Below are 9,192 nucleotides of genomic sequence, written 5' to 3'. Positions count from 1 at the left end.
ATACTAAAAAAGCCGTGGATTTTAAGTCTGCCCACGGCTTTTTCGCTTTGTAAGTTGGTCTTGGTATCAGCGTGCCCCAGGCGGACCGGTGGTAAAAAAATACCAGTAATAAAAAAAATAATTGCCTGAGGAGCTCTGTACCATTTCGACACCCTTTCTTAAATAAAAAACGATTATTTCTACACTAAGGTTTTTTGTATGTCAAGATTTTTTTGATCTAATCATTGTTAAAAGCATCTTAAATCTCGTTAATGCTTTTAGGGAATGCGGTTCATCAACCGGCAGAATAATCATTTCACCGGCTTTGACATCATAGGGCTTTCCGGAAATCCTTATTCTCACCTCACCATCAAGAACTTGAACCAAGGCATCGAACGGGGCGGTGTGTTCGCTCAAGCCTTCTCCTTCATCAAAGGCAAATATCGTGACTGTTCCAGCTCCTCTCTTAATGATTTGTTTGCTTACAACCGAGCCGTCCTGGTATTCTACCAGATCGGCCAGGCGTTTTATTTCTGGTTCCTTTTTAGGTTGTTTAGTTGCCTGATCGACTGAATCGGAAATTTCTGCCATAATAACCTCCATTAGTCCCTTAATTGTGGTTTTTGCGTTTTTTATGTCGAAAAACAAAGTACAACAAACACATAACAATAAATCACAATAATCAAAAAACAAATCACAAACAAATCACAATCGTTCGACCTACCGTTCGGCCCCGAGCCTTTCGGCAGTGAGCTCAAGGCCGAACTGCTCACGGCCGAGGGGGAGGCTCTCGACAGGTGACTAAAATTCAAAAATCCCTCCGGGGCGTAGGCCCGATGCCCCTACGGGCCGGAGGCCAAACAATGCCTCGTCCTGGAAGGCTTTGGTCCTTGATTATTGGAACTTGAGATTTATTTGTAATTTGGTACTTGTAATTTGTTATTTCTCTCCGAGGCGTAGGCTCTACGAGCCGGAGGCCGGCTTGTCCGGGTTAGGGCTCAAACAATCAGACCGGTACCGAAGCTTTGTATAGCATTGCTTCGCCATCAAGGCAATACTCTGCTACAGCGGCAGGTATAATGATTGATGATCCTTTTACAAGTATAATAATATCCCCTTTCTCCATATCGGTAATTGTCGCTTTTCCTTCAGTGCAAAGCACGATCTCAACACTTCTTTTAGCAGGGCTCGCATAACTTGTACCGTTTTTAACCGTGATAATGGATAAGATAAATTCCTCGGCCTGGCTATGATAAATTTCCTCACAGCCGTTTATGAATTCTTTTGGAAGAATATCTATTTTTCGCTCTTTGAAATTAAGAACATGCAAAAGTGCGGATACATCAACATGTTTGGGTGTCAAACCGCCCCTTAAAACATTGTCCGAGTTTGCCATCAATTCTATACCAACACCGTCAAGGTAGGCGTGCAGTTCTCCTGCCGGAAGAAACATGGCCTGTCCCGGCTCAAGACAAATCAGATTCAAAAGTATGGGGGCAAAGATACCGATATCGTCCGGATATTCATGCTGAAGGTTTATCATCCATTTAAAAACCTGGTTTTCCTGTGAAAGCTTTTGGGCATTTTTTAAGGCATCATCTATGATCTGTTTTTGCCGGCGGCGGCTCATGGTCATCAGTGCTCGAAAAAAACTTTTTAGACCTCGAGCATCCGGTTTATTTCGAAGTTCTTTAATTTCACCTTCCAATCCTTGCGGGCCGACTTGCTCCATTAATGACAGCATCTCGGGTATTTTACGAAATCCGTTTAGAGCCCAGAAAGGAGTCAATGCACAAATGCACTCAGGTTTGTGATTGCCATCCTTGTAATTTCTGTTACCAGCATCCAAGGGAATTCCGAGCCTGTTTTCCCTTTCAAAGCCTTTTATTGCCTGGGACCGGCTGGGGTGCGCCTGAATGGAAAGCGGTTTGGCGGCCGCCAGAACCTTGAACAGATAGGGGAGACGGCTGTTAAACTTTTCCGCGACCTTTTTCCCCAAAATGTCCTCCGGATTTTGCTCGATTAATTCCAGCAGCGAAATCCATCTGCCGTCGCACTTTACCAGAGACGGTGCCTGGGGGTGAGCCCCCATCCATAATTCCGCCTGGGGAGATCCGGCCGGAAAATCATATCCTAAAAGATCCGGTATAGCGGTATAAGACCCCCAGGCATACTCCTGAATGGTATTTTTTAGCAGCCCTATGGTTTTCATGATAAAATCGTATTACGATTTTATGAAACGCCCCGCTTAAAGCGGGACTCTAAAAAGGATGGTCCCGTACTGTTGCTTTGCAACCCAAGTTAAGAAAATATTTTGGGTTAAGTGTTTACTAATATATAATCGATTGTTATAAATATTCATATTGAATTTGTAAGGCAAATGCAAATAAAATCGCTCCACGATTTTATAAAACGTCCCGCTTAAAACGGGACTCTAAAAAAGGATAATCCCATACTGTTGCATTACAACCCAAGTTAAATGACGCTTTTAGTCAACGAAATATTTTACAGTATCCAGGGGGAATCAATCAACAGCGGCCGGCCCTGCATTTTTATCAGGCTTACCGGATGTAATTTAAGATGTTCCTATTGCGACACTCGCTATGCCTATGAAGAAGGCACACCAATGGATGTTGGGGAAATTCTTGACCGGCTTGCTGCTTATCAATGCTCCCTGGTCGAAATCACTGGAGGCGAACCATTGCTTCAGCATGACACCCCGTTATTGATACACCGACTCCTTGAAAATGGGTATGAAGTGATGATGGAAACAAACGGGAGCTTTGACATCAGCAGGGTTGACGGGCGCTGCATGAAAATTGTCGATATTAAATGCCCGTCGAGCGGCGCAAGCGAAAAAAATGATTTAAAGAATCTTAAAAGGCTCAATTTGATAGATCAGATCAAATTTGTTGTCGGATGCCGCGAAGATTATTTGTACGCCAAGGAAATCATAAAATCGATACCCCCTGGATTTCCAATGGAGCGCGTTCTCTTTTCTCCGGTGTCGGACAAAATGTCATCTGACATACTGGCCGGATGGATTCTTGAAGACGCCCTTGATGTCAGGTTGCACCTGCAACTGCATAAGATCATCTGGCCGGACGAACCCAGGGGAGTATAGTCCGAACAAACCGGAAATAACAAATTACAAGCACCCCGCCAAAAAGACGGCGGGCAGGCAAATTACAAATAAATTCCAAATTACAATATCCAAATCTCAAATAAGATCAAAAAAACAATTGTTTGGAATTTTGAATTTTAGCCATTGTGATTTGTTTGTGATTTGTTTATTGATTATTGTGATTTATTGTTATGTTTTTATTTTACTTTGTTTTTTTGGCATAAAAAACGCAAAAACCACAATTAAGGAACTAACTAAAGAATAGTACCAATGATAAGCATCAACAAAAGAGCGGTGGTGCTCTCGAGTGGAGGGCTTGATTCCACCACTGTCATGGCCATTGCAAAGCATGAAGGTTTTGAACTCTACAGTTTAAGTTTTCATTATGGTCAGCGCCATTCTTTTGAGCTGGAAGCAGCCCGCAAAATGGCGGAAGTTTTTGGAGTCCAGGAGCATATGGTGATAAATATTGATCTTAAAAAAATAGGCGGTTCGGCCCTTACCGATGACATCGAGGTTCCCAAGGACGGAACCGAAGAATCCATGGCCGCCGAAATCCCGGTAACATATGTACCGGCCAGAAACACCATCTTTCTCGCTTATGCCCTGGCCTGGGCGGAAGTCCTGCAATCATCCGACATTTTTATAGGAGTCAATGCGATTGACTACAGCGGCTACCCTGACTGCCGTCCTGAATATATTGAAGCGTTCCAACGCATGGCAAATCTCGCCACCAAAGCAGGAGTACAAGGTACCTCTCAAATCAAGATACATACACCGCTGATAAATATGACAAAAGCTCAGATTATCCAAAAAGGAATCAAACTCGGTATCGACTATGCCCTGACCCACAGCTGCTACGATCCTTCGTCGCAGGGTCTTGCCTGCGGCCGATGCGACAGCTGCATCGTAAGATTGAAAGGTTTTAAAGCAGCAGGTATCAAAGATCCGATTAAATATGCTTAACACGATATTTCTGTGGAAATTTCAAATAATAAATCCCAAATTACAAATAAATTACAACACGCGGCGCAAGCGCCTGCGCTGCGCGTGACCAAAATTCCAAATTCCAAACCTTCTATTCTTGAAGAGTGGCAAAAGAATTCAAAAAAATATTTTAATCCATATTGGAATAATCGAAATAGTTTAGATCACCTGTCGAGAGCCTCCCCCTCGGCCGTGAGCAGTTCGGCCTTGAGCTCACTGCCGAAAGGCTCGGGGCCGAACGGTAGGTCGAACGATTGGTATTTGGAATTTGAGATTTGTTTGGAATTTGATGCTTGATATTTGGAATTTATTTGGTATTTGGGATTTCATAGATTCCGTGAACGGTTACAGATTATCTTTTAAAGGACTAAAAACTTTCTACACTAAGGATTGATCTAATGTCAGAGAAAGGTATTGTTTTCTTCCCGGAACGCACTTTGGAAGCAACCCCTAAGGATTATCGATTGGAAGCTTATGAGGATGTTTACTTTGAAGCTGTGGACGGTACGCGTCTGCATGGCTGGTTTGTCGACGGACCTGATAATCGCGCGGTTCTGCTCTGGTTTCACGGCAATGCCGGCAATATCAGCCATCGCCTGCACAATCTTAAAAAACTGCATGACGCCTTGCAGATACCCATCTTTATTTTTGACTACCGCGAATACGGATTGAGCGAAGGTGAAATCTCCAAGGCAGGCACCTTTGCCGATGCCCATGGGGCCTTTCGATATCTCATCGACAAGCAGGGGTTTGAAAAATCTTCAATACTATTATTCGGCCGTTCCCTGGGGACCGCACTGGCAGTGGATATAGCCGGCAAAGAAAAATGTCTGGGGGTAATCCTGGAAGCCGCGTTTACCTCTACCGATGATATGATGCGGAGGTATTTCCCTTGCTTGCCACCACAACCCGCTTCAACTGTTAAATATGACAGCCTCTCCTTAATTGACCGCATTCAAGCACCGCTTTTATTTATCCACGGCCAGTACGATCTGACGATTCCGGTCTCTATGGGGCGTCATTTGTACGAAAAATCCCGTTCCTCAAAGGAATTTTATGAAGTCCCGGGAGCGGATCATAATGACACTTACCTTGTGGGCGGCAACGCGTACTTCGCTGTCTGGCAGAAATTTTTGATCAAATGTCTGTCTCAAGCAGCTACAAAAACTTAGCCATAATTGTTCAGCCACAAAGCCACAAAGCCACTAAAATTGTAATATACAAAAGTCAATTGTCAGTTGTCATTAGTATTCGACCTCTCGGAAAGTACAAATGACGAATGACAAGCGAAGTCTCTTAGTTATAGATTTTCGATGAAGTTCCCGATTGCTTTGAAAACTTTGTGGGCGCCGTCGCCCAAAAGAATGCCGTGGCGATTAAAATTAAACAGCATATAAACTTTATCTTCCGAACCTAATAGATCAAACGCCCTTCTGGAACCGCGCGGAGCGACCACCGGATCACCTTTGGATTGAACTACAAGCGCCGGAACTCTTATGTCGGACAATTTGTGTTCCAGCGCTTCCATGAAACGCTCAAGCTCCAATATACCGGAAATCGGATTGCGGAAATAATTGATATGAGGATTTTCCGGCCTATTTTCAACAAACTCTTTTTTGGCACCTTCTAGGCGCACTTTCTCCATCAAACGGTTCCAGACGTCCACGGCAGGGACAAATTTTGAGGAAAAGTCCTGAAGCCTCATGGGGGGGCTAACTGCAAAAACCCCTTTGATATCATTGACCCGGGCAGCAAGGTCAAGTGCCAAACCTGCTCCAACGGAAAATCCTCCCACGATTACTCTTTTACACGTGTTACTGAGGATAGCATAGCCTGTATCAACCGAGACCACCCAGTCATGATAAGTTCTGGCTGCAAGATCGTCCGGAGAAGTGCCATGACCTTTTAAGCGAGGGACATAGACCCACAGACCCATGCGACCAAGATAAGTCGCCAGTTCCTTAACCTCAAGGGGGGCAGCCATGTAACCATGAACAAGAAGCACCCCGGTATCGCGTGATTTCCCCTTAATAAGCAAGGGCATACCGACTTCTTTGGGCTTGGATTCGCCTTCCACAAAAAAGGTGTTATAGTCTTTTTCAAACTCAGAAACTGATTGTGTAAGTAGCTGTTTAACGACTTTACGTCTCAGCCAGAATCCTGGAAGCCGGGCAATTCTCCTTATCCTGCGCTGCAGCAATGTCAGTGGTTCGACCTCATTAGCGATAACCGCGACGGGATTGTCAATGCGGATGCGATGAAATTCAAATGCGGAAATAAATTTCGAGGCATCCTTGATAATCGTCTTTCCTGCTTGCTTTATAACTTCTTTTTCCAGGGCCACTGTAATGAAATCTTTAAACTTGTTAAAACGATCATCGCTGAGCAGGTGTGTCTGGTCGTCTTTGAGGCTGTTGTGCAGAAATACCTCGGTTTTTTCCAAGTCGCATGTTGCTGCCAAGAATGCCCTTCGTCTGAAATCGTGCTCATCAATACTTGTATAGGGGATCAGCTTGAGTAGCGAAGCAAAAATATGATCGTGGTTTACGGTGATCATGCTGTATATGGACGACATGTAAAGCTGCATGATACTCAGAGCCGCTTTCCACAGGATTTGTTTTGATGGAATGGGGTCATCAAAATCGATGCGATGCTTAGCACTAATATCGCTCTTAACAGTAGGGCTTTTCATGAATTTTTTTATTTCAACCGGTTCTCCGAATCTTATATCCACATCTACTCCAGATAGGAGCATGGTGCCTTCGGTCATGATTTCTTCGATAATACGTTCCGGTATATTTTCCAGAAAATAAGTGGCGAGATCGCTTAACATGTTTTCGTGGGCTCTGAGCGGGTAATAAGTGATATTAACAGGAACAATGGACGTCTTGTTATTTACTACCGGCTCCAGTGAATCGATCTCAAATAGATCCAATAAACGTTTGGCTTCATCAGGATCTTCGCGCGACAGCCGTTGCAGCCGCTTCCGATAAAATTCCGTCCGCAGAGCCAGCGTGGCCGCCCCGGTGTGCGGGAGGTGTTTGCCGCCGGCATAGGAAACCATGAAACGTCCTTTCTCAATAATTTTTTTGCTTTTAACCATGCGGCCTTCGGGGAATATTATCCATGCCGCCTCACCGGTTAGCAAACTCTTGATAATCAGAAGATCCCTGTCCGGATTACGGGTTGAAACCGCGCCGACCTTATCAAGAAAAACTCCCAAGGAGCCCTTGAAGAGTTCATAATCGGCCAGCGACCAGACTGGAATATGGGTTAATTTATGGATATGATACGGCAAAAAGAGGGTTTCAATCCGGGTAAAATGATTAACTACAAAAATCTTAGACCCGTCCGGAATATTTTCTTTACCATGAATATTAATTTTGGTCTTTGAAAGACCGGCCAGCGTCTTTACAGCCAGTCCCGTTGTGCGATAGGCAAAACGATTCATCAAATTAACCTTTTCTGGGCTTTTGCCCGAATATTTTACATAATTGTGGTGGCAAAAAGTGTATTTTTTATATATTCTCAACATTCATCAGTATTGTCCATTAAATATTCGGTTTAGGTTGCTGGATAACATGAATGATGCCAGTCTAAATGGAGTGATGGAGTAATGGAAAAACACGGAAACCTTTATAATCCCAGTATTCCAGTACTCCATCACTCCAGTACTCCAAAATACAATGGGTTATAAAATTTTGGGACGTGTTGAATTGAAGAACAAGCCCATAGACATCACCAACCGGCATTCGGCCTCCGGTTTTACCATCAGCACCTTAGGCTGCAAGGTGAATCAGTATGAATCCGATGCCATCGCTCAATCCTTAAAAGATACGGGATGCATTTTACTGCCTGGTGAAGAAAACGCCGACCTGTGTATCATCAACACCTGTACGGTCACTCAGAAAGCAGCCATGCAGTCGCGACAGGCCATCCGGCAGGCCATTCGCAATCATCCCGGTGCACGTATCATCGTCACCGGATGTTATGCCCAGGTCGATCCTTCTGAAATCAAAAAAATTAAAGGGGTGCACGACATCATCGGCCATGCCGATAAACATGAGATCCCCGCAATGATCGTTTCCACAGAGCACGTGGAGCGCCCGCATCCTGTCTTGACCTGCCGGGAAATTTCTGATGAACGTGATTACCGGCAAATGGCGGTCGTTGCTTTTGGAAAGCGCACACGTCCCTTTTTAAAAATTCAGGACGGCTGCAACACGTTTTGCTCATACTGTATCGTCCCTTACGCCAGAGGCCGCAGCCGCAGTATGATCCTCAACAGCGTATTGGAAAATGTCCATAAAATTAGGCAAGGCGGCTTCTGCGAAGTCGTCCTGACCGGTGTGCATCTCGGCGCCTACGGGCTGGATCTTACGCCCAAGACGAACCTATTTAACCTCCTGAAACGTATACAGGCATCAACCACGATCGAGCGGGTGCGCCTGAGTTCAATAGAACCGCTTGAACTCACCCGGGATATCATTCAACTTGTGGCTGACTCGAACCGCTTTTGCCGTCATTTTCATATACCTTTGCAAAGCGGGGATGATGGCATCTTAAAAAATATGAACCGGCCATATACGCGTTCATTTTTTAGGGATTTGGTATTGAAAATTAATACGCTGATTCCAGATGCCGCTATCGGTGTCGACACCCTGGTGGGATTTCCCGGCGAAACTGAAACAGCCTTTGAAAATACATATTCCTTAATCCAGGAACTGCCTGTCTCCTATCTGCATGTTTTTCCGTTTTCATCCCGTGCAGGCACGCCTGCAAGCCGATATCCGCATAAAGTACCGTCAAAAATTATCAAAACCCGCTGTGCAAAAATGCGCAAACTCGGAAATGTTAAAAAAAGAGATTTTTACAAAAAATTTATCGGGCAACAGCTTGAAGTATTAATTGAAAGCAAGCGGGATTCATCAACAGGATATTTAAAGGGATTGACATCTAATTACATGCCTGTTTTAGCAGACGGTGGAAATGAACTGGAAAACACTCTGGTTAAAGTCAGAATTGACAAAATCTTCAGCAACCATGCGGTAATCGGCAATATCTGTTACCTGGGTTGAGCGGTTCAGCGTTCAACGTTCAGG

General features: G+C 44.5%; 8 protein-coding genes. 5 read left to right on the top strand and 3 right to left on the bottom strand.

Annotated features, from left to right (window positions below; genetic code table 11):
* Positions 1-201: 201 nt before the first annotated feature.
* Entirely contained in the window at positions 202-570 is a 369-nt protein-coding gene (locus V3S16_RS09750) for a cupin domain-containing protein (protein ID WP_413884495.1), read from the bottom strand.
* A gap of 415 nt (positions 571-985) precedes the next feature.
* Positions 986-2,191, bottom strand: a complete 1,206-nt coding sequence (gene manA / locus V3S16_RS09745) for a mannose-6-phosphate isomerase, class I (RefSeq protein ID WP_413884494.1) — start codon at positions 2,189-2,191, stop codon at positions 986-988.
* Between the two features lie 267 nt (positions 2,192-2,458).
* On the opposite strand from manA, the gene V3S16_RS09740 reads away from it, so the two are divergent.
* The 4 genes from V3S16_RS09740 to V3S16_RS09725 all read left to right on the top strand — a co-directional run bounded on the left by V3S16_RS09740 (position 2,459) and on the right by V3S16_RS09725 (position 5,262).
* Positions 2,459-3,103, top strand: a complete 645-nt coding sequence (locus tag V3S16_RS09740) for a radical SAM protein (protein WP_413884493.1) — start codon at positions 2,459-2,461, stop codon at positions 3,101-3,103.
* Between the two features lie 270 nt (positions 3,104-3,373).
* Positions 3,374-4,069: a 7-cyano-7-deazaguanine synthase QueC gene (gene queC / locus V3S16_RS09735; protein WP_413884492.1), complete on the top strand. Its 696-nt coding sequence runs from the start codon at positions 3,374-3,376 to the stop codon at positions 4,067-4,069.
* Positions 4,070-4,081: 12 nt separating this feature from the next.
* A complete protein-coding gene (locus V3S16_RS09730; RefSeq protein ID WP_413884491.1) occupies positions 4,082-4,387 on the top strand; it encodes a hypothetical protein in 306 nt (101 codons plus the stop codon).
* 101 nt (positions 4,388-4,488) lie between these two features.
* Positions 4,489-5,262 carry an alpha/beta hydrolase gene (locus V3S16_RS09725; RefSeq protein WP_413884490.1) on the top strand — a complete coding sequence of 258 codons (774 nt, stop codon included), beginning with the start codon at positions 4,489-4,491 and terminating at the stop codon, positions 5,260-5,262.
* Between the two features lie 128 nt (positions 5,263-5,390).
* Here V3S16_RS09725 and V3S16_RS09720 read toward each other — a convergent pair whose 3' ends face one another.
* Entirely contained in the window at positions 5,391-7,541 is a 2,151-nt protein-coding gene (locus V3S16_RS09720) for an alpha/beta fold hydrolase (protein WP_413884489.1), read from the bottom strand.
* A 250-nt stretch (positions 7,542-7,791) separates the two neighbouring features.
* Between V3S16_RS09720 and mtaB the strand changes: the two genes are divergently transcribed.
* Positions 7,792-9,168, top strand: a complete 1,377-nt coding sequence (gene mtaB / locus V3S16_RS09715; protein ID WP_413884488.1) for a tRNA (N(6)-L-threonylcarbamoyladenosine(37)-C(2))-methylthiotransferase MtaB — start codon at positions 7,792-7,794, stop codon at positions 9,166-9,168.
* The last annotated feature ends 24 nt before the right edge of the window (positions 9,169-9,192 follow it).

The organism is Candidatus Desulfatibia sp., assembly GCF_036446775.1.
Lineage (GTDB): Bacteria > Desulfobacterota > Desulfobacteria > Desulfobacterales > UBA11574 > Desulfatibia_A.
The sequence above is the reverse complement of the archived record's forward strand: the minus strand, read 5'-3'. Positions and strand labels throughout refer to the sequence as shown.